Here is a 24,116-nt window from a genome sequence, read left to right on the forward strand (position 1 = left end):
GGGTGGCCGGGTCAGGCCGCCAGGGCGTGCTCCGCCTTGACCGCCAGGACGGGGCAGGGCGCGTCGAGGAGGATCGCCTGCGAGCGGCTGCCGAGCAGCAGCTTGCCGACGGGGCTGCGGTGGCGCAGGCCGATGACCACGAGCTGCGCGCCCGTCTCGGCGGCCAGGGAGACGATCTCCTCGGCCGGGGCGCGCCCGCGCACCAGCTGACGCAGCGAGTAGCGCACGCCGCTCTCCCGGAGGAGGGCCTCGATCCGCTCGAGCTCCCGGTCCGTCGCGAAGGTCGACTCCGACGGGTCGCTGGACCCTGACACGTTCACCACGAGCAGCTCGGCGCCGCGCGACCGCGCCTCGGCGAGCGCGTGGGTGAGGGCAGCGGTGCCCTCGGGGGTCGGGGTCCAGCCGACGATGATCGACATATGAGGCTCCTCGGATCGGGCGGCCGGATCGCGGCCGACTGCCATTGTCCCGGTGCCGGGCGGGCCAGTGCTGGGACCAGCTACCCAGGGACGCCTCGCGCGGCCGGAACCTCTCGCGCCGCAGAGTTGAGCGGAATAGACTCAAGTTGACCCTCGGTTGAACCAGGGGACACCAGACCACGCACGACACGGGACGGGCGCACCGTCCACGCAGCCCGGAGGCGCACCACTGATGGACCAGAAGTTCACGACGAAGTCGCAGGAGGCCCTCGCCGCGGCGATCCAGGCCGCGACGGCGGGCGGGAACCCGCAGCTCGAGCCGGTCCACCTGCTCGACGCGCTGCTCGAGCAGCCGGGCGGTGTCGCCTCGGCGCTGCTCGACGCCGTCGGGGTGGACCGCGCGGCGCTCGCGCAGCGCACGGCGGCCGCCAAGGCCACGCTTCCCGCGGCGTCGGGCGGCTCCGTGGTCCAGCCGACCCTGTCGCGCGCCACGAGCGCGGTCATCACGGCCGCCCAGCAGGAGGCGCAGGCCCTCGGCGACGAGTACGTCTCGGCCGAGCACCTCCTCATGGGCATCGCCGCGGGCTCGTCGCCCGCCGCCCAGGCGCTGCGGGACGCCGGCGCCACGCGCGACGCGCTCGCGGCGGCGCTGCCCACCGTGCGCGGCTCGGCCCGCGTGACCACGCCCGACCCCGAGGGCACCTACCAGGCGCTCGAGAAGTACGGCGTCGACCTCACGGCCGCCGCGGCCGAGGGCAAGCTCGACCCCGTCATCGGCCGTGACGCCGAGATCCGCCGCGTGGTGCAGGTGCTCTCGCGCCGCACCAAGAACAACCCCGTGCTCATCGGCGAGCCGGGCGTGGGCAAGACCGCCGTGGTGGAGGGCCTCGCCCAGCGCATCGTCGCGGGCGACGTGCCCGAGTCCCTGCGCGGCAAGCGGCTCATCGCGCTCGACCTCGCCTCGATGGTCGCCGGGGCCAAGTACCGCGGCGAGTTCGAGGAGCGCCTCAAGGCCGTCCTCGAGGAGATCAAGTCCTCCGACGGCGAGGTCGTCACCTTCATCGACGAGCTGCACACGGTCGTCGGGGCCGGTGCGGCCGAGGGCTCGATGGACGCCGGCAACATGCTCAAGCCGATGCTGGCGCGCGGCGAGCTGCGCATGGTCGGCGCGACGACCCTCGACGAGTTCCGCGAGCGCATCGAGAAGGACCCCGCCCTCGAGCGGCGGTTCCAGCAGGTCTTCGTCGGGGAGCCGAGCGTCGAGGACACCGTCGCGATCCTGCGCGGCCTCAAGGAGCGGTACGAGGCGCACCACAAGGTCGGCATCGCCGATGCGGCGCTCGTCGCGGCGGCGACGCTCTCCGACCGGTACATCCCCGGGCGTCAGCTCCCCGACAAGGCGATCGACCTGGTCGACGAGGCCGCGTCGCGCCTGCGCATGGAGCTCGACTCCTCGCCGGTCGAGATCGACGAGCTCCGCCGCGCCGTGGACCGCATGACGATGGAGGAGTCCTACCTCGCCGAGGCGGCCGACCAGGACGACCCGGCCTCGCGCGACCGCCTCGAGCGGCTGCGCGCCGAGCTGGCGGACCGCCGCGAGGAGCTGGCCGGACTGACCGCGCGCTGGGAGGCGGAGAAGGCCGGGCAGAACCGCGTGGGCGAGCTGCGCGTGCGCCTGGACGAGCTGAAGGTCGCGGCCGAGAAGTCGCAGCGCGAGGGCGACCTCGCGACGGCGTCGCGCCTGCTCTACGGCGACATCCCCGCGGTCGAGAAGGAGATCGCCGAGGCCGAGCAGGCCGAGCGGCGCCGTCCGGAGGGCGAGGGCCCCGCCGAGGCGCCCATGATCGCCGAGCGGGTCGGCACCGACGAGATCGCCGAGGTCGTCTCCGCGTGGACCGGCATCCCGACCGGACGCCTGCTCGAGGGCGAGACCGCCAAGCTGCTCCACATGGAGGAGGTGCTCGGCGAGCGCCTCATCGGGCAGAAGAAGGCCGTCGCCGCGGTGTCCGACGCGGTGCGTCGCTCGCGCGCCGGCATCGCGGACCCGGACCGGCCCACGGGCTCGTTCCTCTTCCTGGGCCCGACGGGCGTCGGCAAGACCGAGCTCGCCAAGTCGCTCGCGGACTTCCTCTTCGACGACGAGCGCGCCATGGTCCGCATCGACATGTCGGAGTACGGCGAGAAGCACTCGGTCGCGCGCCTGGTGGGTGCCCCGCCCGGGTACGTCGGCTACGAGGAGGGCGGCCAGCTCACCGAGGCCGTGCGGCGCCGGCCCTACACGGTCGTGCTGCTCGACGAGGTCGAGAAGGCCCACCCCGAGGTGTTCGACATCCTGCTCCAGGTGCTCGACGACGGGCGCCTGACCGACGGCCAGGGCCGCACGGTCGACTTCCGCAACGTCATCCTCGTGCTGACGTCGAACCTCGGCTCGCAGTTCCTCGTGGACCCGACGCTGGACGACGCCGCGAAGCGCGAGGCCGTCATGAGCGCCGTGCGCGCGGCCTTCAAGCCAGAGTTCCTCAACCGCCTGGACGACGTCGTGCTGTTCGACGCGCTCTCGCTGGGGGAGCTGAGCAGCATCGTCGACCTGCAGATCAAGCGTCTGGCGGCGCGCCTCGCGGACCGGCGACTCACGCTCGAGGTCACGCCCGCCGCGCGCGAGTGGCTCGCGATCGAGGGCTTCGACCCGGCGTACGGGGCCCGGCCGCTGCGCCGCCTCGTGCAGCGCGAGATCGGCGACCGGCTCGCGCGGATGCTGCTCGCGGGCGAGGTCCACGACGGCGGCACGGTGACGGTCGACCTCGCGCCCGAGGACGGGCTCGCCGTCGGCGCCGCGCGTCCCGGCCTGGTGCTGACCGCGGCCTGAGCGTCAGCGTCCCCAGATGCTGACGTGGCTGGTGCAGGGCGTGCATGCTGGCGACCATGAGCATCGTGTGGTGGGAGGTCGAGACTCCGGCGCCCGAGGCGTTCCAGGCGTTCCACGGCGCGATGTGGGGGTGGACGTTCCGGCCGGCGTTCGCGGACACCGAGCTGGGCGCCGACTACTGGATCGTGCACGACGGCGAGTCCGGCATCGGCGGCCTGCAGCGCGGCCTTCCCGGCGCCGACCCGCGGGCCGGGGTGCGCCTCTACGTGCTCGTCGAGGACCTGGAGGCGGCGATCGAGCGGGCGGTGACGCTCGGCGCCACGGTGGAGCGGGCCCGGACCGAGCTCGGCGGAGACGACCGATGGTTCGGCGTCGTGACCGATCCCGGCGGCGTCTCCTTCGGGCTGTGGACGGCCGAGCCGTCCCGCTCCGCGGCGGACCCCGTCAGCCGGTCGTGACCTCGTCGCCCGCGGCGAACGAGCCGCGCGCCTCGCCGTCGGGAAGCCACGCGAGGCACAGGCCGGCGCGGTCGTCCTGGCCCCAGCTCGCCTCCGAGGGCGTCCACACGACCGCACGGAACCCGGCGTCGGCCTGCCGGGAGTCCATCTCGCAGGCCGCGGCGGCCTCGGCGTCGACGCGCTGCCGGCCGGGCCACGCGTCCGACCGGAACCGGTGGATCCCCACGACCTCGGCGACGTGGGGCTCCGCGCACGGCACGACGTCGACGCGGCCGACGTCGCCGTCCTCGGGCAGGCGGGCGACGCAGTGCCCGACGTCGAGCCGGCGGCTGTGCACCGTCGTGGCCTCGGAGACGTCGCCGAGCGGCGAGGTCTCGGCGCGCATCCGCAGCGCCACGACCGCCGTCGCGACGAGCGCGAGGAGCACGACGGCGGCGACCGACCACAGCACGAGGCGGCGGGCGCGGCGCGGGGGAGGCGGTCGGTCCGGGTCGGCCGTCCAGCCGGGCGCGTAGTACGCCTGCTGCGGGTAGTAGCCGCCCGTACCGTCCGGTGAGCCCGTGCCGGCCGTCACCGGAGGAACCCCTGGGGGTCGGTCGCGACGCCGATGATCAGGATGATGACCACGACCGTGGCCACCGCGCCGACCGTGATGCCGCCGATCGCCAGGCCCCTGCCCCGCGTGCCACGCTGGGAGATCCGGTTCAACGCGGCGATCCCCAGCCCGAGCGCGACCGGCCCGAGGAAGACCCCGATGCAGGTGAGGATGCCGACGACCCCCACGATGAGTGAGGTGATCGCCATGCCGTCGATCGGCGGCGGGGGCGGGACCCAGCCGTAGGCCCCGGTCCCGTACGGCAGCGGGCCGGAGTAGCCGCGGCCGTAGGGCGCCTGCGCCTGCGGGTCGTAGCCAGGCGTGCCGTACGGCGCCTGGCCGTACCCGGGCGCGCCCGGGGGCGGTCGCATCGCCCACGGGGCGGGCGGGTCCTCCCCCGTCGCGCCGTAGCCGTCGGCCGGATAGGTCTCCGCGAGGTACCCGCGCGGGGCCGGCTCCGGTCGTGACTCGCCGGCGGGCGCCGCGAAGCCCGGCGGTTCCGGCGGCGCCTGCGCCGCCTGGGGTTCCTGGGGCGCCGGGGACCCCGCGTAGGTGCCCTGCGTCGCCTGCTGCAGCCACTCGGGCACCGGCGCGCCGGGCTCCGGCGGCGCCGGCGGACCGGACGGCGGGGGTGGAGTCGTCACGGGTCCGAACCTACTGCGCCGGGACGGGTGAGGTCCGCCGGCGTCGCGCGGCGTGGCCGGCCCGGACGGGAGCGGGACCGAACGTCACCCGTGCGGCGGACGGGCCGGGGCGCGCGGGCGTCACACCAGGTCCACGACCACCGGGACGTGGTCCGACGGTCCGGTGCCCTTGCGTGCGTCGCGGTCGATCGTCACGCCGCTCACGCGCGCCGCGAGCGCGGGCGACGCCCACGCGAAGTCGATCCGCAGGCCCTTGTTCCGGGGGAACGCGAGCTGCTTGTAGTCCCAGTACGTGTACGTGTGCTCGTCCGGCACGAAGACGCGGGAGACCTCCGTGTAGCCGGCGTCCGCGAAGGCCGCGAAGGCGTCGCGCTCGGGCTGCGTGACGTGGGTGTGGCCGTCGAACTCGCGCACGTCCCACACGTCGGTGTCGAGCGGGATGACGTTCCAGTCGCCCACGAGCGCGACCTGGGCACCGGGGTCGCCCGTCGCCGGGTCGAGCCACGAGCGTGCGGCGTCGCGCAGGCGCGCGAGCCACTCGAGCTTGTAGGCGTAGTGCGGGTCGCCGACGGCACGGCCGTGCGGCACGTACAGGCTCCACACGCGCACGCCGCCACAGGTCGCGCCGATCGCGCGAGCCTCGACCACCGGGGTCTCGGCACCGAACGCCGGCTGGCCGGGGAAGCCGACCTCGACGTCCTCGATCCCGACCCGGCTGACGACGGCCACGCCGTTCCACTGGCTCAGGCCGACGTGCGCCACCTCGTAGCCCGCCGCCTCGAACACGGCGTACGGGAACTTCGCGTCGGCGACCTTGGTCTCCTGGAGCGCGAGCACGTCGGTGCCGGTGCGCTCGAGCCACGCGACGGCGCGGTCCGCGCGCGCCCGGACGGAGTTGATGTTCCACGTCGCCAGTCGCATGGCCGCACGCTACCGGCGCCTCCGTCGCGCGCCGAGCGTCGGCCCCTAGGCTGGTCGCATGGCTACGGCACTGATCACCGGGGCGAGCGCTGGGCTGGGGCTCGAGTTCGCCTGGCAGCTCGCGACCGCCCGGCACGACGTCGTCCTCGTGGCGCGCGACCAGGAGCGGCTCGACCGCCTCGCGAACCAGCTGCGCGCCGCGGCGGGCATCCGGGCCGAGGTGCTGCCCGCCGACCTCGCCGACCGCGCCGACGTCGAACGCGTCGCCGAGCGGCTGCGGGCGACCGAGCGGCCGGTCGGCCTGCTCGTCAACAACGCCGGCTTCGGGCTCAACCAGCCCTTCGTCGGCGGCGACCTCGAGACGCACGAGCGCGCGCTCGACGTCATGGTGCGCGCGGTCCTCGTGCTGTCGCACGCCGCCGTCGGGCAGATGGTCGAGCGCGGGCGCGGCGCGGTCCTCAACGTCTCCTCGGTCGCGGCGCTGACCGCCATGGGCACCTACTCGGCGCACAAGGCGTGGGTCCGCACGTTCACCGAGGGGCTCGCGGTGGAGCTGCGGGGCACGGGCGTCACCGCGACCGCGCTGTGCCCGGGCCTGACGCACACCGAGTTCCACGAGCGCGCCGGGCTGGAGCGCGAGGCCTACCCCCAGATCGCGTGGCTCAACGCCGACGCCGTCGTGACGGCGGCCCTGGCCGACGTGCGCCGCGGCGCGGTGATCTCCACCCCGAGCCTGCGCTACGGCATCGCGACGGAGGTGGCGCGGCTGCTGCCGCGCGCCGCGATCCGCAGGCTGTCCGGCGACCGCCGGCTGCGCGAGGCGGTCCAGGACGACGACGAGGCCTGAGGAGCGGACGGCGGCGCCGGGCACGCGCCGCTAGCCTGACGCGCGTGACCGACGACCTCGTCCTGCGCCCCACCCCCCGCGAGCAGCTCCGCGACCTCGTGCGCGAGCTCGCCGTCGTGCACGGGCGGGTGACGCTCTCCTCCGGCCGGGAGGCCGACTACTACGTCGACCTGCGCCGCGTGACGCTGCACCACCGCGCCGCGCCGCTCATCGGCCACGTCATGCTCGACCTGCTCGAGGAGGCCGGCCTCGGGGCCGGGGAGGTCGACGCCGTCGGCGGCCTCACGCTCGGCGCCGACCCGGTCGCGACAGCGATCCTGCACGCCGCCGCCTCACGCGGGCAGGACGTCGACGCGTTCGTCGTGCGCAAGGAGGCCAAGGCGCACGGCATGCAGCGGCGGATCGAGGGGCCGGACATCGCAGGGCGGCGCGTCGTCGTCCTGGAGGACACCTCGACCACGGGTGCCTCGCCGATCGCCGCCGTCGAGGCGGCGCGCGAGGCGGGCGCCGACGTCGCGGGCGTCGCCGTCATCGTCGACCGCGCCACGGGGGCGCGGGAGAAGATCGAGGCGCTCGGCGTGCCGTACCACCACGTCTTCGACCTCGCTGACCTCGGCCTGGCCTGAGGCGCGGGCCGTGGAGGTCGGCGCAGGCCCGTTCATCCTCGCGGCCATCCTGCTGGCGGTGGTCGTCATCGGCGCGGAGTGGTGGCGCACCTCGCACCGCCGCCGCGTGGCCCGGGCGTGGGCCGCGTCGCACGGCTGGCGGTTCGTCGACCTGGACCGTTCGCTCGCCCGGCGCTGGAACGGGCCGCCCTTCGGCGTGGGGTACGGCCGCAACGCGACGGAGGCGATGACGACGACGGTGGCCGGCCGGCCCGTCACGTCCTTCACCTACGAGTACACGACGGGCGGCGGCAAGACGCGGCACGTCGCGCAGCACCACGTCGTCGCCCTCGCCCTGCCGGTGGCGCTGCCCGACCTCCAGCTGACGCCCGACGGCGTCGGCGCGGCGGTCGCCAGAGGCCTCGGTGGCCAGGACATCGACGTCGAGTCCGAGGCCTTCAACCAGCGGTGGCGGGTGCAGGCCGCGGACCCCAAGGCCGCGCACGACCTCGTGCACCCGCGGCTGATGGAGAGGCTCCTCGCGCCGGACGCGCGGGGCATGTCGATCCGGGTCGAGGGCGACCACCTGCTCTCCTGGGCCCCGGGCGCCCAGGACGTGACGCACATCGACCGCTACGTTGCCGTGCTGAGCGCGGTGGCTGACCACGTCCCCCGGTTCGTGTGGCTCGACCACGGCTACGATCCGCCCATCACCTAGGAGAGGGTCCCCGTGAAGATCACGCTCGTCCTCGTCGCCGCGGCCGTGCTGCTGGTCGTGGTCCTGCTGCTGTGGTTCGTCCTCACGTACAACGGCTTCGTCCGGCTGCGGAACCTCGTCCAGGAGGCGTGGCGCCAGATCGACGTCGAGCTGCACCGGCGGCACGACCTCATCCCGAACCTCGTGCAGACGGTGCAGGGCTACGCGGCCCACGAGCGCGCGGTGTTCGACGAGGTGACGGCCGCGCGCGCCGCCGCGTCGGGCCCGGCCGCCGGCCCCGCGCAGCAGGCCGCGCAGGAGAACCAGCTCACCGCGGCCCTGGGACGCCTGTTCGCGGTCGCCGAGGCTTACCCGCAGCTGCGCGCGAGCGAGAACTTCGCCCAGCTGCAGGCCGAGCTGACGACGACCGAGGACCGCATCGCCGCCGGGCGCCGGTTCTACAACGCGAACGTGCGCGAGCTGAACACCAAGGTGGAGCAGTTCCCGTCCAACGTCGTGGCGAACGTCTTCTCGTTCACCCGGGCCGAGTACTTCGAGACGCAGGACCCGGCGGTGCGCGCGGTGCCGCGCGTCGACTTCGGCGGGTCCGCCGGCGCCGTCCCGCAGGACTGACCCGCCGCCGACCGTCCCTGCCGCGCCCGTGCCCCCGACCGTGCCGCCACCCGCGGCTCCCGGCTCGACCACGGTCCTCGCGCGCGCCGCGGGGGCGGTCCGCTCCGCGGTCCTGGGAGCGGCCGGCCTCGCCGTCATCGCGATCTGGGCCGCCGGCATGTTCTACGTCCTGTACCTCATCACCTCGGCGGCCGCCGAGGTGGTGTCCGACCTGCTCGGCGTGGAGCAGCCGGAACCCGCCCACCTGGCCCTGGCCGTGGGCGCCGTCGTGGCCGTCGCCACGGTGGCCGCGGTCGTCGCGCGCCGGCGCGCCGCGCGCCGCCGTCGGGAGGTCGAGGCCTGGGCCGCCGCGCACGGGTGGACGGTGCGCACGACGACGTCGGTCCTGGGGAGCCGCTGGGCCACGCCGCCGTTCTCGCGGGCCGGCAGCGGCGCCGCGCGCCACGTCCTCGAGCGCACCGTGGACGGGGTCACGGTCACCTCGGCGACGTTCGGTCGCGGCCGGCGGACGCGGCACGTCGCGGTGGTCACCCTGCCCGTGGCGTTCCCGACCCTGAGCCTGGAGCGCGAGGTCGGGGCCGTGCGGGCGCAGGTCGCGGCCGGGGGAGCCGACATCCGGCTCGAGTCCGAGGCGTTCAACCGCGCCTGGCGCGTGCGCTCGGCCGTGCCCGAGTTCGCCCACGCCGTCGTCCACCCCCGCCTCATGGCGCGCCTGCTGGAGCCCGACGTGGCCGACGTGGGCGTCGTCGTGGAGGACCGCGACGTCGTCGTGCACCGGCCCGGCAGCACCGACGTCGCCGCGGTGGAGCGGCTGGCCTCCCTCGCCGTCGAGCTCGCCGCGGCGCTGCCGCGGTGGGTCCGGGACGACGGCCGCTCGCGTTACGAGACGCTCCCGACGACGCGGCGCGCACGCCTGCGCGCCCTGCGCTCGCCTGCCGACCGGGCCGGCGACATCACGCCGTGAGGCCCGCGCGCGTCGGCGGGTCGGCGGGGGACCACGCGCCGAGCGCGTCCACGGCCGCCTCGAGCACCGCGTCGGGCAGGTGCCCGGGCTCGAGCACGCTGCGGTAGAGCAGCGGCCCCACGACGAGGGCGGCCGCGAACGACAGGTCCACCGCGGGCCGCAGCTCGCCGGACGCGACGGCGAGCCGCAGCGCCGCCTGGAGCTGGCCCGACGCGGCTGCGGCCGAGGCGTCACGGCGCCGTGCCGCGGCCTCGTCCCACGTCGCGGTGTGGACGAGCGCCAGGGTCACGCCGGCCACCTCCCGCAGGAGGAGCTCGTCCGCCAGGGCCCGGAGCTGTCCCAGCAGCCACGGCCGGACGGGCGCCTGCGGGTCGGCGAAGAACGGCAGCCGCGCGCCGCTCATGGCGTCCAGGAGCATCGCCTCGGCGGTCGGCCAGTGCCGGTACACGGTGGCCCGGCCCACCCCCGCCTCCTGGGCCACGCGCTGGTGGGTCACGGCGGCGGGCCCGTGTGCGCTGAGGAGCCGCCGGGCCGCCTCGAGCATGGCGCGCCGGCTGCGGAGCGCGCGCGGGTCGGTCGTCACGCCCCGAGCATATGAGACATCTTGACTCACACGCAGCGCGCGTGCCATCGTCCAGTTATGAGACAAGGTGACTCACAAAAGCCGAGGATCGCGGTGCTGGGCGCCTCGGGGCGCACGGGACGCGCCGTCGTCGACGCGGGGGTGCGGCACGGATCCCTCGTCACGGCCGTGGTCCGGCGCCAGGGTCTCGTCCCGCTCGGGGCGGGCGTCGTCGAGGCCCTCGTGCCCGCACCCGGCGTGTCGGGGGCCCTCGATGCCGCGCTGGCCGGTCACGACGCGGTGATCAGCGCGCTCGGCCCGCGAGGGCGCGGCCCCTCGACGGTCTGCGCGGACGGGGCGCGCTCGGCCCTCGGCTCCATGGCCCGCACCGGCGTGCGGCGGCTCGTCGTCGTCAGCGCGCACGCCGTCGGCGAGAGCCGGGACCGCTCGCCGTACTCGCTGTTCGTCTGGGCGCTGGTCGGCGACAAGATGCGGGACAAGGAGGCGATGGAGGCGCTCGTCCGTGCGTCGGACCTCGACTGGACCCTCGTGCGACCACCCGGGCTGTCGGACGGTGCGACCACCCTGCGCTATCGCACCGGGGAGGGCCTGCGCCTGGGGTTCACGTCCACCGTCACGCGCGCCGACCTCGCCGACTTCCTCGTCCGCGAGGCCGGGACCGGCGAGCACGCGGGTCGAGCCGTGGGGATCGCGGCGTGAGCGTCGCGCGGGACGCCGGCGCGCACCCGGTGCCGGTGGGGGTGGACCTGCGCGGGACGACGGCGCTCGTCACGGGCGGCACCGGTGGCATGGGCCGCGTCCTGGTCACCGCGCTGGCCGGGGCCGGCGCGGACGTCGTGACGGTGACGCGCGACCCCGCCCGCGGCCGCGAGCTCGTCGCACGGGTCGCGCGCGACGTCGGCGGCGACCGCGTCCAGGTCCTCACCGCCGACCTGTCCTCGCGCGCCGACCTGCACGCCGTCGCCGAGCGCGTCCGCTCCGAGCGCCCGGAGCTGCACCTGGTGGTCCACAACGCCGGGGCGCACTTCCCCGACCACGCCCTGACGGTCGACGGCGTCGAGCGGCACGTCGCGCTGGACCACCTCGCCGGATTCACGCTGACCACGCTGCTGGAGGACCGGCTGCGCGCGGGCGCACGCGTCGTCACCGTCGTCTCGGCCGCGATGAACGACACCCGTCGGGTCCGGATCGGCGGTCGTCCCCGCCCTGTGCGGCTCGAGCCCGCGCAGCTCGACGACGTGCGGCTGCTCAACCCCGCCGCGGGCTTCGTGCCGTTCGAGGCGTACGCCCGCGCCAAGCTCCTCGCGACGATGTGCGGGTACGAGCACGCCGGACGCCTCGCCGCGTCCGGCGTGACCGTCAACGCGGTGCACCCCGGCATCGTGGGCACCCCGCTGGTCGACGCGATGGTGCCCGGCCCGCTCCGGGCGCTGCGCCCGCTGCTGCGGCGGGCGCTGTTGACCCCCGAGGCCGGCGCCGCGTCGGTCCTGCGCCTGGCCACGGACCCGGCGGTCACGGGCACCGGCCACTACTACGAGCGCGCCGCGCGCGCCGAGAGCCCACCGGCCTCCCACGACGCGCGCCTGCGCGCCATGGCGTGGGAGGCCAGCCGGGCGTGGGCCTTCGGCCGGTGAGCGCGGGCCGCGGCCGCGCGCCCGCGGCTCAGATCAGCGGGACGAGGTCCGCGACGGAGTCGACGACGTGGCTGGGGCGGAACGGGAAGGTCGGGACGTCGCTCGCGCGCGTCGACCCCGTGAGCACGAGGTAGGTGAGCAGGCCCGCCTCCATGCCGGCGACGATGTCCGTCTCCATCCGGTCGCCGACCATCGCGGTCGACTCCGAGTGCGCGTCGATCCGGTTGAGCGCCGAGCGGAACATCATGGGATTGGGCTTTCCGACGAAGTACGGCTGCCGCCCCGTCGCCGCAGTGATCATCGCCGCCACCGCGCCGGTCGCCGGGAGGTCGCCCTCCGCGCTCGGCCCCGTCACGTCGGGGTTCGTGGCGATGAACCGGGCGCCGCCCTGCACGAGCCGCACGGCCTTGGTGATCGCCTCGAACGAGTACGTCCGGGTCTCCCCGAGCACGACGTAGTCCGGGTCCGACTCGGTCAGCGTGTACCCGGCCTCGTAGAGCGCCGTCGTCAGGCCGGCCTCGCCGATCGCGTACGCCGAGCCGTTGGGCACCTGGTCCGCGAGGAAGTCGGCCGTCGCGAGCGCCGACGTCCAGATGGCCTCCTCGGGGACGTCGATGCCCGAGGACGCGAGCCGCGCCCGCAGGTCGCGCGCGGTGAAGATCGAGTTGTTCGTCAAGACCAGGAAGGGCAGGCCGGCGTCGCGCAGGGCGCGGATGAACTCCGGCGCCCCGGGCAGGGGCCGGCCCTCGTGGACGAGCACCCCGTCCATGTCCGTGAGCCAGGTGCGGATCTCGCGGTCGGACATCGGGCGGTGCGGTGTCCCGGTCATCGCCTCAGCCCTCGATGTCGTCCTGGGCGACGCGCGCACGCTCGGCCGGCTCGTCGTAGCGCGGGTCGCGGCTCTTGCTGCGGGCGCGCAGCAGCTCGATCACGATCGGCAGCACGGAGACGCCGACGATCGCGACGAGGATGATCTCGATGTTCTCCTTGATGAACTCGACGTTGCCGAGCAGGTAGCCCAGCACCGTGACGCCCACGCCCCACAGGAACGCGCCGATGACGTTGTAGGAGACGAAGTGCCGGTAGCGCATGTTGCCGACGCCGGCGGCGACCGGGGCGTACGTCCGCACGAACGGCACGAAGCGCGCGACGATGATCGTCCGCCCGCCGTACCTGTCGAAGTACTTGTAGGTCTGGTCGATGTACTGCTGCTTGAAGAACCGCGAGTCCGGCTTGTTGAAGATCTTCGGGCCGGCCTTGCGGCCGATCATGAAGCCGACCTGGTCACCGAGGAAGGCCGCGAGGAAGAGGGCGAGGCAGAGCAGCCAGATCGGGACGTTCATCTCCTCCTGCGCCACCAGCATGCCCGCGGTGAACAGCAGGCTGTCCCCGGGCAGGAAGGGGAACAGCAGGCCGGTCTCGATGAACACGACGAGCACCACGCCGATGAGGGCGTACGCCCCGAACGAGGCGATGAGCTTGTCGGCGTCGAGGAAGTCGGGGCCCAGCGCGGGGACCGGACCGGCGAGGACGTCGGCGAGGAGGAGGGTGGGCTGCACGCCTCCAGGGTACGGGGCGGGCCCGCGCCGCGACCTCCGTGCCTCGGTAGGGTCGCCGGTGCGACCCGTGGCAGCAGGAGGAACGGTGGAGGACGAGCTCAGGCTCATCGACGTGAGCCGCCGGTTCGGTGACCGCGCGGCGCTGACGGACGTCGGCTTCGCCGTCCGGCCCGGTCGCATGACCGGGTTCGTGGGAGCGAACGGCGCGGGCAAGACCACGGCGATGCGCATCGTGCTCGGCGTCCTGGCGGCCGACTCCGGCCGCGTCGAGCTCGGCGGCCGCGAGGTGACGCGCGAGGACCGCCGCCGCTTCGGGTACATGCCCGAGGAGCGCGGCCTCTACCCCAAGATGGCCGTCGTCGACCAGCTCGTGTACCTCGCACGCGTGCACGGCCTGGACGGCCCGACGGCGCGGCGCCGGACGGCCGAGCTGCTCGACCGGCTCGGCCTGGCGGACCGCGCGAAGGACCAGCTGCACACCCTCTCGCTGGGCAACCAGCAGCGGGTGCAGGTCGCCGCCGCGCTGGTGCACGACCCCGTGCTGCTGGTCCTGGACGAGCCGTTCTCGGGCCTGGACCCGTTGGGCGTCGACACGATGGCGGCGCACCTGCGCTCGCGGGCCGACGACGGCGTCCCGGTGCTCTTCTCGTCCCACCAGCTCGAGCTGGTCGAGCGGCTGTGCGACGACGTCGTGATCATCGACAGGGGTCGCGTCGTGGCGGCCGGGCCCGCTGCGGACCTGCGCGCGCAGCGCACCGGCCGCCGGATCAGGGTGGTCGTCGAGCCGGCGCCGGACGACGCCGGCGTGCTGCCGACGCAGCCCGAGGGCGCGCCGTCGGGCGTCGCGTCGTTCCTCGAGCAGGTACCGGGCGTCTCGCTCGTCCACCAGGACGGGCGCGCGGTCGTCGTCGACCTCGCCGACGACGCCGACGACCAGGCGCTCCTCGCCGAGGCCCAGCGCCACGGGGCCGTGCGGGAGTTCGCGCCCGTCGTCCCGACGCTCGCCGAGATCTTCCGGGAGGTCGTGCGATGAGCAGCCCCGCCACCGCGGTCGCCCCGCTGCGTGCGGCCCCGGCCGTCCGCGTCGTGGCCGCGCGCGAGATCGCGGTCAAGCTGCGCGACAAGGCGTTCCTCGCCTCGACCGTGTTCATGCTCCTGCTGGTCACCGCCGCGACGGTGATCCCGGTGCTGCTGAGCCAGCAGACGCCGTCGTGGCGCGTCGCGGTCCAGGGCGACGCCGCCGACGACGTCGTCGCGGTCGCCGCGCGGCTCGGCCTGCAGGCGCAGGACCCCGACTCCCAGATCCCGCCGGCGCTGCGCCTGCTCGGCGCGGGCGGCCTGCCCGCGGCCGACCTCACCGCCATCGAGGTCCCCCCGGACGGCGACGTCGAGCGCCTCGTGCGTGACGGTGACGTCGCCGCGGCGCTCGTGGGCGACGACGTCACCGACCTGCGCCTCCTGGGCGACGAGTCCGTGCCGGCGCAGCTCGACGTCCTCGTCAGCGCCGCCGCGAGCGAGGTGCAGGTCGAGCGCGCGGCCACCGAGGCGGGCCTCGACGCCGCCGAGGTGGCGGCGCTCACGAGCCCCGTGCCGCCCGTCGTCACGCTGCTCGAGCCCCGGCCCGAGGGGTCCGTGCCGCCGGAGCTGCTCGTGCTGGTGTTCGCGTTCCTCTTCTACATCTCGGTGCTGACCTTCGGGATGTCGATCGCGCAGAGCGTGGTCGAGGAGAAGCAGTCCCGCGTCGTCGAGCTGCTCGTCGCCGCCATGCCGGTGCGGTGGCTGCTGGCCGGCAAGGTCGTCGGCAACACGGTGATGGCCGTCGGCCAGGTGGTCGTGGTCGTGGGGGCCGGGTTGCTCGGCGCGACCCTCGCCGGGCAGGGCGAGCTGGTCGGTCAGCTGGCCGGCGCGTCCGGCTGGTTCGTGCTCTTCTTCCTGCTCGGCTTCGTCATGCTCGCGTGCCTGTGGGCCGTGGCCGGCTCGCTCGCGTCCCGGGTCGAGGACCTGCAGTCGACGACGGTGTTCATGCAGGTCCTCGTGGTCGTGCCGTTCTTCGCGGCGATCTTCGCGATCGACCCCGGGCCCACGCAGCGCGCCCTGTCCTACATCCCGTTCACGGCCCCGCTGCTCATGCCCGCGCGGATCGTGCTCGGCAGCGCCGAGCCGTGGGAGCCGTGGGTCTCGGCCGGGCTCGTCCTCGCGACCGCCGCGGCCTTCGTGCTGCTGGGCGCCCGCCTGTACGAGGGCTCGGTGCTGCACACGTCCTCGCGCCTGCGGGCGACCGAGGCGTGGCGCGCGGGCCGCGGGTGAGCGCGCCGGACGAGCCGGGGGAGCGGGAGGAGGTCGGCGTCGGCCCCTGGCCCGGCGGGCCGGACGCGTGGCCACCGCTCGACGTCGACGGCGTACGGCGCTACGACCCCGAGCTGCTGGCCGGGGGCGACCGGCGCAACGTGGTCGACCGCTACCGGTACTGGACGCTCGAGGCGATCGTGGCGGACCTCGACACCCGGCGGCACCCGTTCCACGTCGCCGTGGAGAACTGGGCCCACGACCTGAACATCGGGTCGGTCGTCCGCACCGCCAACGCGTTCGCGGCGGAGGCCGTCCACATCGTGGGGCGGCGCCGGTGGAACCGGCGCGGGGCGATGGTGACCGACCGCTACCAGCACGTGCTGCACCACCCGGACGTCGCCGACCTGCTCGCGTGGGCCGCGGAGCGGGACCTGCCCGTGCTGGGCGTCGACAACCTGCCCGGCTCGGTCCCGCTCGAGGGCTACCCCCTCCCGCGGGCCTGCGTGCTGCTCTTCGGGCAGGAGGGCACGGGCCTGTCGGAGGCCGCCCGCGCGGCGTGCGCCGACGTGCTGCACATCCGCCAGTTCGGGTCCACGCGCTCGATCAACGCGGGCGCGGCGGCGGCGATCGCGATGCACACCTGGATCACGCAGCACGCCTGAGGTGAGCCGGGGCCGAGAGGTCCCGGCGTGTCGGGGGGTCCCCGTGACACCATGGGGGTGAACCACCCCACTGACCCGCAGGAGTCTTCATGCCCATCGCCACCCCCGAGGTCTACGCCGAGATGATCGATCGGGCGAAGGCAGGCAAGTTCGCCTACCCCGCCGTGAACATCACGTCGTCCCAGACGGTCACGGCGGCCCTCCAGGGCTTCGCCGAGGCGGAGTCCGACGGCATCATCCAGGTCTCCGTCGGTGGCGCCGAGTACGCGTCCGGCTCGACGGTCAAGGACCGCGTCTCCGGCACGCTGGCGCTCGCCGCCTACGCGGCCGAGGTCGCCAAGGGCTACGGCATCACCGTGGCGCTGCACACCGACCACTGCGTGAAGAAGAACCTCGACTCCTGGGTCCGCCCGCTCCTGGCCCTCGAGGCCGAGCAGGTCAAGCGCGGCGAGAACCCGACGTTCCAGTCGCACATGTTCGACGGCTCGGACATCCCGCTCGAGGAGAACCTGGTCATCGCGGCGGAGCTCCTCGAGCTCTCGCAGGCGGCGCGCACGATCCTCGAGATCGAGGTCGGCGTCGTCGGTGGCGAGGAGGACGGCCACGAGGCCGAGATCAACGAGAAGCTCTACACGACGGCCGAGGACGGCCTCGCGACGGTCCGTGCGCTCGGCGCCGGCGAGAAGGGCCGCTACCTGACGGCCCTGACGTTCGGCAACGTCCACGGCGTCTACAAGCCCGGCGCCGTCAAGCTGCGCCCGGCGATCCTCGCGGAGATCCAGAAGGCCGTCGGCGACGAGATCGGCATCGAGAACCCGTTCGACCTCGTCTTCCACGGCGGCTCGGGCTCGACCGCCGCCGAGATCGCGGAGGCGGTCGACAACGGCGTCATCAAGATGAACATCGACACGGACACGCAGTACGCGTTCACGCGTCCGGTCGTCGGCCACATGTTCAGCAACTACGACGGCGTCCTCAAGGTCGACGGCGAGGTGGGCAACAAGAAGGCCTACGACCCGCGCGCCTGGGGCAAGCTCGCCGAGGCCGGCATGGCCAAGCGCATCGTCGAGGCGTGCCAGCAGCTGCGGTCGGCGGGCCAGCAGATCCGCTGAGCGCGGGCCCATGACGAAGGCCGCCGTCCCCGTGGGGGCGGCGGCCTTCGCTGTCTGTCGGGCGGCCCTGCGGGCCGCGGTCTGCTGCGTCGGTGCGTCAGGCGACGTCGTCGGGGCCCGGCACCGACTGCGGCGCACGTCCCCCGGGGCCGATGGTCGGCAGGTGGTGCTCGGGCTCGGGGTCGTCGACCAGCTCGAGCAGCTCGCCGATGCGCGTCACCTGGAGCAGGAAGCGGACCGTCTCCGGGGCGCGGAGCACGCGCACCTTCTGGCTCGACCGCGTGGCGATGCGGGCGAGGAACGCGATGCCCGACGAGTCCATGAACGTCACGTGCTGGGCGTCGATGTCGATGGGCAGGCCGGCGGCCTCCGCGTCAGCCGTCGCCTCGGAGAGGTCCGCGGCCATGTCGGCGTCGACCTCGCCCGACAGCACGATGCGGGTCCGGCCGTCCTGGACGATGACGTGGACCGAGGCCGGCTCGGAGATCGCGTCCGTGGGGAGCTCTCCGGTCGTGTCCGCCTCCGACGCGATACCTGCCCCCTCGGACTCGGCAGGCTTGTCCGGCGTCCGGCTGTTACCGTCTCGCACGTCGCTCCTCCAGCCACACTCGTGCCCACGCCCCGGTCGGGACGTCCCGCAGCGGAGCGTCTGTGCGAACGCTAGACGATGGGAGGCGGGGATGGTCAACCGGGCCGCCTCGGGGACCCCGGACGACCTCCTCGCCGACGTGCGGGACCGCGCGCTGCGCGACACCGACGTGTCCTTCGTCATCACCGACGCGCTCACGCCCGGCTCTCCCATCGTCTGGGTGAACGAGGCGTTCACGCGTACGACCGGGTACGGGCCGGACGAGGTGCGGGGTCGCAACCCGAACCTGCTCCACGGTCACGGGACGGACCGCGTCGAGGCCGCCCGCATGGCGGAGGCGGCCGCCGCCGGCCGCGCGGCGACGGTGACGGTCCTCAACTACCGCCGCGACGGCACGCCCTTCTGGAACCAGGTCTCCATCTCGCCCGTGCACGACGCCGCCGGGACGGTGACGCACTGGGTCGGTGTGCAGGTCGACGTCACCGAGCAGGTGCGCCGTGCCGCCGCGCAGGAGGCGTCGATCGAGGTCGAGCGCCGCGCGCGCGCCGGGCTCTCGCTCGTCGCCGAGGTCTCCGACCTGCTCTCCGACCTCGACGAGCCGTCGGTGCTGCGCGAGATCGCGGGTCTGCTGCGGGAGCAGGTCGTGGACTGGGCCGCCTTCCTGGTGGACGACGCGGGCCTGCGCCCGGCGAGCGGGATCGAGCCCGTGTTCCGAGAGAGCGGGACCACCCGGGGGCGCCGACCGGTGGACCTGGTGGACGGCACCCCCGGTGACGACCCGGTCCAGCGGCTCCTCGACGGGACCGAGCAGGGCCCCCTCGAGGTGCCTCTGGACGCGGAGGGCGTCGGGCCGGTCACCGCCCGCCTCGTCGCGCACGTGCGGCTGAGCCTCGAGGGTCCCGAGGGCGCCGGCGGGCCGCGCCGACCCACGAGCGTGGTCGTGCACACCGTGCCCGGGCGCCGGCGCAGCCAGGGGGTCCTGGTCACGGTGCCCCGCGGCGGTGGCGGCCTCGAGGCCCTGGACGCACACGACCGCACGGTGCTGCACCTGGTGGTCCGTCGCGTCGGCATGGCCATCGACAACGTGCGGCTCTACGCGCGCGAGCACCGCCTCGCCGAGACCCTCCAGCGCGCGATGCTGCCGGAGCAGGCGGAGGTCCGGGGCCTGGACGTGTGGACCTACTACGCGCCCAGCGCGGGGCACGCCCAGGTCGGGGGCGACTGGTACGACGTGCTCCAGGTCTCCGAGGACCAGGTGGCGGTCGTCATCGGCGACGTCGTCGGGCACGACGTGGAGGCGGCGGCGGCGATGGGCCAGCTCCGCTCCGTCGTGCGCGCGTACGCGTTCGACGAGGGGGCTCCCGGGGCGGTCCTCGACCGCGTCGACCAGCTGGTGGCCGGGATGCGTATCACGCGCTCGGCGAGCCTGGTCCTCGCGATGCTGGCCCGCCACCCCGACGACGGCGGCTGGAGCCTGCGGTACTCGCGCGCCGGCCACCTGCCCCCGATCCTGGTGCGCCACGGACAGGTGACCCAGCTGGCCGAGGCGGGCGGCCCGATGGTGGGGTTCGGCGGCGCCGGGCGGCCGACGGGGGAGACCTCGCTCGAGCCCGGTGACGTCGTCGTGTTCTACACGGACGGGCTGATCGAGCGGCGGGACCGGACGCTGCGGGACGGCCTCGGCGCGCTGGTGGACGCGGCGGCGCTCGTCGGCGCGACCGACGCCGCCGGCGTCGGCGAGGAGCTGCTGGCACGTCTCGCGGACGGACCCGAGGACGACGTGGCGGTCGTCGTCGTGCGGGTGCCCGGCCCGGTGACGCGTCCCGCAGGCAGCCCGGACGCGCCGGCCGCGGCGACGGGCGTGCCGCGTCGGCGGCGGTGGTCGATGCCGAGCGACTCGGCGTCCATCGCCCGGGCGCGCCACGCGGTGACGCGCACGTGCGAGGCGTGGGGGCTGCCGGACGCCCGCGCCGCCGAGCTCGTCGTGTCCGAGCTCGTCGCCAACGCCGTGCTGCACGGCTGGGGCCACCTCGCGCTGCGGCTCTTCGACACCGGCGAGGGCCTGCGGATCGAGGTCGAGGACGCGAACCCCGCACCGCCCGTCACGACCGAGGGCCACCACGGCCGGGTCGGCGGCTACGGCATGCAGATCGTCGAGCGCCTCGCCGACTGGGGCTGGCGGCCCTCCGGCGCGGGCAAGGTCGTGTGGGCCCGCGTGCGGCCCACGCCGTTCGGACCGGGACCCGACGCGGCGCCGTGAACGTCGGCGGGCTCAGGCCCGCGTGCTCGCCACGGGCGGGCAGACGTGCTCGCCGTCGATGCGGAACATCGGCAGCGCGCCGCACACCTCGAGCACGAACAGCTCGCGCTCGTCGCAGCCGCGCAGGACGGTGGCACCGCCGCGCTTGCGGCCGGCGTCGGCGAGCGAGATGAGGAACGCGGCGCCGGTCGAGTCCATGAAGGTCACGCCGCACATGTCGATGACGAGCAGCTGGCGCCGCAGCCCGGTGATGCGGGCGGTGATCTCGGGGAACTGGTCCCGCTCCGAGAGGTCGAGGTCCCCCGCGATGGTCAGCGTCGTCGTCGCCGGTGACATGGCGATCTCGATCATGGAAGCTCCGATGCGGGGGGAAGGCGGTACCTCGACTCTATCCAGGCGCCGTGCGCGCTGCACTCCCGTCCCCGGCCGGTCGGCGGTACGCCGCCGCTGCAGGAGGATGGGGGCATGGCCCACGAGAACCCGCACGCCAACCTGCTGGGCGGCCCCGCGCCGACCCTCCTGCCCGCCGACCACCCCGACACCGCGGCCCGCGCGGCGCTCGCCTCGGCCGGGGCGCGCGACGTCGCCCGCGCCCACCCGGCGTCGTCCATCGCCTGGGCGCTGCTCGCCGAGGAGGAGCTCGGGCACGACGACGTCGCCGCCTACGCCTACGCGCGCACCGGCTACCACCGCGGCCTCGACGCGCTGCGGCGCGCGGGCTGGCGCGGCACCGGCCCCGTGCCGGCGGACCACGTCACCAACCAGGGCTTCCTGCGCGCGCTCCTGGCGCTCGCGCAGTCGGCGGCGGCGATCGGCGAGGTGGCCGAGGCCGAGCGCTGCACCGCCTTCCTCGCCGACTGCGGCACCACGCCGGCGGAGGTCGAGGCGCTGCGCGCGGCCGCGCCCGCCTGAGGGTCCGCCCCGGGCGCCGGTGAGGCCTGCGGGCGGTGCGTGCGGGGGTGACCCCGGCGGTGGCGGTAGCCTCGTCGGGGCGCGCCGCCGGTCTGGCGCGCGCCCGCCGCACCGTCGTCCACAGCAAAGGACCTCTCATGCCAGCCGTCGTCGTGCTCGGCGCCCAGTGGGGCGACGAGGGCAAGGGCAAGGCCACCGACCAGCTGGGGTCGCGCGTCGACCACGTCGTGAAGTTCAACGGCGGCAACAACGCCGGCCACACGGTCGTGATCGACGGCGAGAAGTACGCCCTGCACCTGCTGCCCTCGGGCATCCTCTCGCCGGGCGTGACCCCCGTGATCGGCAACGGCGTGGTCATCGACCTCGAGGTGCTGTTCCAGGAGATCGACGCGCTGGAGGTGCGCGGGGTCGACACCTCGCGGCTGCTCGTCTCCTCGAGCGCGCACCTCATCGCGCCGTACAACCGGACCATCGACAAGGTCACGGAGCGGTTCCTCGGCAAGCGCCGGATCGGGACGACGGGTCGGGGCATCGGCCCCACCTACGCCGACAAGATCAGCCGCGTGGGCATCCGCGTCCAGGACCTGTTCGACGAGCACATCCTGCGGCAGAAGGTCGAGGGCGCCCTCGACCAGAAGAACCACCTCCTGGTGAAGGTCTACAACCGGCGCGCGATCACCGTCGACGAGACGGTCGAGGAGCTGCTGACGTTCGCCGAGCGCCTGCGCCCGATGGTCGCGGACACCGCCCTCGTGCTCAACCAGGCGCTCGACGCGGGCAAGACCGTCGTGTTCGAGGCGGGGCAGGCCACGATGCTGGACGTCGACCACGGCACCTACCCGTTCGTCACGTCCTCCTCGGCGACGGCGGGCGGCGCGTGCACGGGCTCGGGCGTCGGGCCCACCCGCATCGACCGCGTCGTGGGCGTCATCAAGGCGTACACCACGCGCGTCGGCGAGGGCCCCTTCCCCACCGAGCTGCTGGACGACGCGGGCGAGTTCCTGCGCAAGACCGGCGGCGAGTACGGCACGACGACGGGTCGGCCGCGCCGCTGCGGCTGGTACGACGCGGTCGTCGCGCGGTACGCGTCGCGCGTCAACGGCCTGACCGACCTCGTCCTGACCAAGCTCGACGTGCTCACCGGCCTCGAGAAGATCCCGGTCTGCGTCGCGTACGACGTCGACGGCGTCCGGCACGACGAGATGCCCGTGGACCAGACGCAGTTCCACCACGCCGTCCCGGTCTACGAGGAGCTCGACGGGTGGTGGGAGGACATCTCGCAGTGCCGCACGTTCGAGGACCTGCCGGCGACCGCCCAGCGCTACGTGCTCGCGCTCGAGGAGATGTCGGGGACGCGGATCTCGAGCATCGGCGTGGGTCCGGGCCGCGAGGCGACGATCGTCCGTCACGACCTGCTGGGCTGAGACCCGGCGTGTGCGCCTAGGCTGACGGCCCGTGAGGATCCTCGTCATCGGCTCGGGCGCGCGCGAGCACGCCATCGTCCTCGCCCTCGCGGGCGGGCCCGACGTCCGGCCGGGCGCCGGCCCGGGGCACGAGCTGCACGCCGCACCGGGCAACCCCGGCATCGGCGCGCTCGCGCAGCGGCACGAGGTGGACGCGCTCGACCCCGACGCCGTGGCGGCGCTGGCGTCGCGGCTCGCGGCCGACCTGGTCGTCGTCGGGCCGGAGGGCCCGCTCGTCGCCGGTGTCGCCGACGCCGTGCGCGCGGCCGGCATCGCGTGCTTCGGGCCGAGCGCCGAGGCCGCCGTGCTCGAGGGCTCGAAGGCGTTCGCCAAGGACGTCATGGCGGCGGCCGGCGTGCCGACCGCGATGGCCCACGTGTGCACGACGCCGGCGGAGCTCGCCGACGCGCTCGACGCGTTCGGCGCCCCCTACGTGGTCAAGGACGACGGCCTCGCGGCCGGCAAGGGCGTCGTCGTCACGTCCGACCGCGACGAGGCGCTCGCGCACGGCGAGGCGTGCCTGCGCGCGGGCTCGCAGGTCGTGGTCGAGGAGTTCCTCGACGGGCCGGAGGTCTCCCTGTTCTGCCTGAGCGACGGCTCGACGGTCGTCCCGCTCGCACCCGCGCAGGACTACAAGCGCGCGCTCGACGGTGACGCGGGCCCCAACACCGGGGGCATGGGTGCCTACTCGCCGCTCCCGTGGGCGCCGCCCGGCCTGGTCGACGAGGTGATGACGCGCGTCGCCCAGCCGACCGTCGACGAGATGCGCCGCCGCGGCACGCCCTTCGTCGGCGTCCTGTACTGCGGCCTGGCACTGACGGGCCGCGGCGTGCGGGTCGTGGAGTTCAACGCGCGCTTCGGCGACCCCGAGACGCAGGTCGTGCTCGCGCGCCTCGCGACGCCGCTCGCCGACCTGCTGCTGGCCGCGGCGACGGGCCGCCTGGACCAGCAGCCGCGCCTGCGCTGGCACGACGACGCCGCGGTGACGGTCGTCGTCGCCGCGCCCGGCTACCCGGGCCCCGTCCGTGGTGGCGACCCGATCACCGGGGTCGAGGCGGCGGACGGGCTGCCGGCGGTGCACGTGCTCCACGCGGGCACCGCGTCCGGGCCGGACGGTGCGCTGGTCTCCGCCGGCGGGCGGGTGCTCTCCGTCGTCGGCCGCGGCCCCGGCCTGGACGCGGCGCGCGCCGCCGCCTACGCGGGGGTCGACCGGATCCGCCTCGACGGCTCGCACCACCGCAGCGACATCGCGGCGCGCATGCCGGAGCCGTCCTGACCGCGAGGACCCGGACGACCGCGGGCGCGCCCCCCACCGGACCCGCAGCCGCCCCGGTCCGCAGCGCCGGGCGCGGGCGACGCGGCGCCCTGGCGGCGCTGTCCGCCCTGGCGCTGGCCTCGGTCCCG

The 24,116-nt window shown here is 74.9% G+C and carries 26 protein-coding genes; 17 read left to right on the plus strand and 9 right to left on the minus strand.

From position 1 onward, the window contains the following. Positions 1–11 precede the first annotated feature (11 nt). Positions 12–419, minus strand: a complete 408-nt coding sequence (locus tag H2O74_RS01460; protein ID WP_182112804.1) for a universal stress protein — start codon at positions 417–419, stop codon at positions 12–14. A 232-nt stretch (positions 420–651) separates the two neighbouring features. Here H2O74_RS01460 and clpB point away from each other — a divergent pair, with 232 nt between their 5' ends. Together clpB and H2O74_RS01470 are read left to right on the plus strand one after the other, a co-directional pair. Then, the gene (gene clpB / locus H2O74_RS01465; protein WP_182112805.1) at positions 652–3,285 is read left to right on the plus strand and encodes an ATP-dependent chaperone ClpB; all 2,634 of its coding nucleotides are present in this window, start codon (positions 652–654) and stop codon (positions 3,283–3,285) included. Between the two features lie 56 nt (positions 3,286–3,341). After that, the gene (locus H2O74_RS01470) at positions 3,342–3,743 is read left to right on the plus strand and encodes a VOC family protein (protein WP_182112806.1); all 402 of its coding nucleotides are present in this window, start codon (positions 3,342–3,344) and stop codon (positions 3,741–3,743) included. Here H2O74_RS01470 and H2O74_RS01475 read toward each other — a convergent pair. From H2O74_RS01475 to H2O74_RS01485, 3 genes are all read right to left on the minus strand, one after another. Further along, positions 3,730–4,317 (minus strand): septum formation family protein, encoded by a 588-nt coding sequence (locus H2O74_RS01475; RefSeq protein WP_182112807.1) that lies wholly within the window; start codon positions 4,315–4,317, stop codon positions 3,730–3,732. The genes H2O74_RS01470 and H2O74_RS01475 overlap by 14 nt on opposite strands. Further along, positions 4,314–4,982, minus strand: a complete 669-nt coding sequence (locus H2O74_RS01480) for a DUF4190 domain-containing protein (protein WP_182112808.1) — start codon at positions 4,980–4,982, stop codon at positions 4,314–4,316. The genes H2O74_RS01475 and H2O74_RS01480 overlap by 4 nt, the downstream gene beginning before the upstream one ends. A 120-nt stretch (positions 4,983–5,102) precedes the next feature. Next, positions 5,103–5,903, minus strand: a complete 801-nt coding sequence (locus H2O74_RS01485) for an exodeoxyribonuclease III (protein ID WP_182112809.1) — start codon at positions 5,901–5,903, stop codon at positions 5,103–5,105. A 58-nt stretch (positions 5,904–5,961) separates the two neighbouring features. Here H2O74_RS01485 and H2O74_RS01490 point away from each other — a divergent pair, with 58 nt between their 5' ends. Genes H2O74_RS01490 through H2O74_RS01510 form a run of 5 tightly spaced genes read left to right on the plus strand, consistent with a single transcriptional unit; the run spans position 5,962 to position 9,649 of the window. Further along, entirely contained in the window at positions 5,962–6,750 is a 789-nt protein-coding gene (locus H2O74_RS01490) for an SDR family oxidoreductase (protein ID WP_182112810.1), read from the plus strand. Between the two features lie 44 nt (positions 6,751–6,794). Then, positions 6,795–7,376, plus strand: coding sequence for an orotate phosphoribosyltransferase (gene pyrE / locus H2O74_RS01495; protein ID WP_182112811.1), 582 nt, complete (start codon positions 6,795–6,797; stop codon positions 7,374–7,376). A 10-nt stretch (positions 7,377–7,386) separates the two neighbouring features. Then, the gene (locus tag H2O74_RS01500; protein WP_182112812.1) at positions 7,387–8,073 is read left to right on the plus strand and encodes a hypothetical protein; all 687 of its coding nucleotides are present in this window, start codon (positions 7,387–7,389) and stop codon (positions 8,071–8,073) included. Positions 8,074–8,085: 12 nt separating this feature from the next. After that, positions 8,086–8,685 carry a LemA family protein gene (locus tag H2O74_RS01505; protein ID WP_182112813.1) on the plus strand — a complete coding sequence of 200 codons (600 nt, stop codon included), beginning with the start codon at positions 8,086–8,088 and terminating at the stop codon, positions 8,683–8,685. Between the two features lie 28 nt (positions 8,686–8,713). Then, positions 8,714–9,649: a hypothetical protein gene (locus tag H2O74_RS01510; protein WP_182112814.1), complete on the plus strand. Its 936-nt coding sequence runs from the start codon at positions 8,714–8,716 to the stop codon at positions 9,647–9,649. On the opposite strand, the gene H2O74_RS01515 is transcribed toward H2O74_RS01510, so the two are convergent. Next, a complete protein-coding gene (locus H2O74_RS01515) occupies positions 9,639–10,232 on the minus strand; it encodes a TetR/AcrR family transcriptional regulator (protein ID WP_220457998.1) in 594 nt (197 codons plus the stop codon). The two genes, H2O74_RS01510 and H2O74_RS01515, sit on opposite strands and share 11 nt — an antisense overlap. Positions 10,233–10,289: 57 nt before the next feature. Here H2O74_RS01515 and H2O74_RS01520 point away from each other — a divergent pair, with 57 nt between their 5' ends. Together H2O74_RS01520 and H2O74_RS01525 are read left to right on the plus strand one after the other, a co-directional pair. Then, on the plus strand, positions 10,290–10,931 hold the full coding sequence (locus H2O74_RS01520) for an NAD(P)-dependent oxidoreductase (protein ID WP_182112816.1): 642 nt from the start codon (positions 10,290–10,292) through the stop codon (positions 10,929–10,931). Then, on the plus strand, positions 10,928–11,866 hold the full coding sequence (locus H2O74_RS01525) for an SDR family NAD(P)-dependent oxidoreductase (RefSeq protein ID WP_182112817.1): 939 nt from the start codon (positions 10,928–10,930) through the stop codon (positions 11,864–11,866). Before H2O74_RS01520 ends, H2O74_RS01525 begins: the two co-directional genes overlap by 4 nt. 28 nt (positions 11,867–11,894) lie before the next feature. Here H2O74_RS01525 and H2O74_RS01530 read toward each other — a convergent pair whose 3' ends face one another. Both H2O74_RS01530 and H2O74_RS01535 read right to left on the minus strand, forming a co-directional pair. Beyond that, on the minus strand, positions 11,895–12,695 hold the full coding sequence (locus H2O74_RS01530) for an HAD-IIA family hydrolase (RefSeq protein ID WP_255491716.1): 801 nt from the start codon (positions 12,693–12,695) through the stop codon (positions 11,895–11,897). A gap of 4 nt (positions 12,696–12,699) precedes the next feature. Further along, complete coding sequence (locus H2O74_RS01535; protein WP_220458091.1) at positions 12,700–13,425, minus strand: VTT domain-containing protein; 726 nt, start codon at positions 13,423–13,425, stop codon at positions 12,700–12,702. Between the two features lie 85 nt (positions 13,426–13,510). Between H2O74_RS01535 and H2O74_RS01540 the strand changes: the two genes are divergently transcribed. The 4 genes from H2O74_RS01540 to fbaA all read left to right on the plus strand — a co-directional run bounded on the left by H2O74_RS01540 (position 13,511) and on the right by fbaA (position 17,488). After that, the gene (locus H2O74_RS01540) at positions 13,511–14,458 is read left to right on the plus strand and encodes an ABC transporter ATP-binding protein (RefSeq protein ID WP_182112819.1); all 948 of its coding nucleotides are present in this window, start codon (positions 13,511–13,513) and stop codon (positions 14,456–14,458) included. Then, positions 14,455–15,732 carry an ABC transporter permease gene (locus H2O74_RS01545; protein WP_182112820.1) on the plus strand — a complete coding sequence of 426 codons (1,278 nt, stop codon included), beginning with the start codon at positions 14,455–14,457 and terminating at the stop codon, positions 15,730–15,732. The genes H2O74_RS01540 and H2O74_RS01545 overlap by 4 nt, the downstream gene beginning before the upstream one ends. Beyond that, positions 15,729–16,376 carry an RNA methyltransferase gene (locus tag H2O74_RS01550; protein WP_255491717.1) on the plus strand — a complete coding sequence of 216 codons (648 nt, stop codon included), beginning with the start codon at positions 15,729–15,731 and terminating at the stop codon, positions 16,374–16,376. Before H2O74_RS01545 ends, H2O74_RS01550 begins: the two co-directional genes overlap by 4 nt. An 89-nt stretch (positions 16,377–16,465) precedes the next feature. Next, positions 16,466–17,488 carry a class II fructose-bisphosphate aldolase gene (gene fbaA, locus H2O74_RS01555; RefSeq protein WP_182112822.1) on the plus strand — a complete coding sequence of 341 codons (1,023 nt, stop codon included), beginning with the start codon at positions 16,466–16,468 and terminating at the stop codon, positions 17,486–17,488. Positions 17,489–17,585: 97 nt separating this feature from the next. On the opposite strand, the gene H2O74_RS01560 is transcribed toward fbaA, so the two are convergent. Next, positions 17,586–18,077: an STAS domain-containing protein gene (locus H2O74_RS01560; RefSeq protein WP_255491718.1), complete on the minus strand. Its 492-nt coding sequence runs from the start codon at positions 18,075–18,077 to the stop codon at positions 17,586–17,588. A 91-nt stretch (positions 18,078–18,168) separates the two neighbouring features. Between H2O74_RS01560 and H2O74_RS01565 the strand changes: the two genes are divergently transcribed. Then, positions 18,169–20,337, plus strand: coding sequence for a SpoIIE family protein phosphatase (locus H2O74_RS01565; protein ID WP_182112824.1), 2,169 nt, complete (start codon positions 18,169–18,171; stop codon positions 20,335–20,337). Positions 20,338–20,349: 12 nt separating this feature from the next. On the opposite strand, the gene H2O74_RS01570 is transcribed toward H2O74_RS01565, so the two are convergent. Then, positions 20,350–20,688 carry an STAS domain-containing protein gene (locus H2O74_RS01570; RefSeq protein ID WP_182112825.1) on the minus strand — a complete coding sequence of 113 codons (339 nt, stop codon included), beginning with the start codon at positions 20,686–20,688 and terminating at the stop codon, positions 20,350–20,352. A 114-nt stretch (positions 20,689–20,802) separates the two neighbouring features. On the opposite strand from H2O74_RS01570, the gene H2O74_RS01575 reads away from it, so the two are divergent. The 3 genes from H2O74_RS01575 (at position 20,803) to purD (ending at position 23,988) form a co-directional block, all read left to right on the plus strand. Beyond that, complete coding sequence (locus H2O74_RS01575) at positions 20,803–21,249, plus strand: DUF3151 domain-containing protein (RefSeq protein WP_182112826.1); 447 nt, start codon at positions 20,803–20,805, stop codon at positions 21,247–21,249. Between the two features lie 137 nt (positions 21,250–21,386). Continuing rightward, positions 21,387–22,673 (plus strand): adenylosuccinate synthase, encoded by a 1,287-nt coding sequence (locus H2O74_RS01580; protein WP_182112827.1) that lies wholly within the window; start codon positions 21,387–21,389, stop codon positions 22,671–22,673. A 31-nt stretch (positions 22,674–22,704) separates the two neighbouring features. Further along, a complete protein-coding gene (gene purD / locus H2O74_RS01585) occupies positions 22,705–23,988 on the plus strand; it encodes a phosphoribosylamine--glycine ligase (protein WP_182112828.1) in 1,284 nt (427 codons plus the stop codon). Positions 23,989–24,116 lie beyond the last annotated feature (128 nt).

Origin of the sequence: Actinotalea sp. JY-7876 (assembly GCF_014042015.1) — a bacterium.
Lineage (GTDB): Bacteria > Actinomycetota > Actinomycetes > Actinomycetales > Cellulomonadaceae > Actinotalea.